This is a genomic window from Ruminiclostridium papyrosolvens C7, from assembly GCF_000421965.1.
In the GTDB taxonomy this organism is placed as follows: Bacteria; Bacillota; Clostridia; order Acetivibrionales; family DSM-1351; genus Ruminiclostridium; species Ruminiclostridium papyrosolvens_A.
Window position 1 is genome coordinate 1 of record NZ_ATAY01000056.1, and the last position, 771, is coordinate 771.

At 51.8% G+C, this 771-nt stretch carries 1 protein-coding gene; it reads left to right on the top strand.

From position 1 onward, the window contains the following. Nucleotides 1-620: transposase (locus L323_RS33135; protein WP_020815962.1), on the top strand; the 620-nt coding region annotated here is incomplete at its 5' end. Nucleotides 621-771: the final 151 nt, after the last annotated feature.

Below are 771 nucleotides of genomic sequence, written 5' to 3' on the forward strand. Positions count from 1 at the left end.
ACGTATCTCGTACTTACAAAGGGACTGACGGCTATGCTCCCATCTTTGCCTACCTGGGCCAAGAAGGCTATGGCGTTAATGTGGAACTGCGTGAGGGCAGTGTGCATTGCCAGAAGGGAACAGCCGCATTTTTAGAACAGAGCATCGCATACGCCAAACGTGCAACGGACCTGCCGCTGCTCATTCGCATGGACGCTGGAAACGACAGCGCCGAAAATTTGCATGTTTGTCATCGCGAGAAAGCCGACTATATCATCAAGGCCAATCTCCGCAGAGAACCGAAGGAAATGTGGCTGCGCATTGCGGAAACGACGGGAATCGCCTGCCAGCAGCGCGAAGGAAAAGTCGAATATATCGGCGCGATAGAATTTCGCGAAAAGGGATTCGACCGCCCCCTTCGCCAAGTGTTCCACGTCATTCATCGAACGATTGATCGGGATGGACAAGTGTTGCTGTTCCCGGAAATTGAAGTGAGCGTCTATTGGACGTCGCTTCGCTGTGCCCCGTCACGAGTGATTGAGCTTTACCGCGATCATGGGACAAGTGAGCAATTCCACAGCGAAATCAAAACCGAATTTGGATTTGGAGCGTCTGCCTGCAGGAAAATTCGCAACGAATGATCTCGTACTGCATGCCGGCTTGTTTGCCTATAACCTTCTTCGAATCATCGGCCAGGAGAGTCTGCGTGAGCATGACTCGCCGATTCGAAACAAACGTGCAGCGTCGCCGTATTCGTACGGTTATCCAGAATATTATTTACATGGCGGCAAG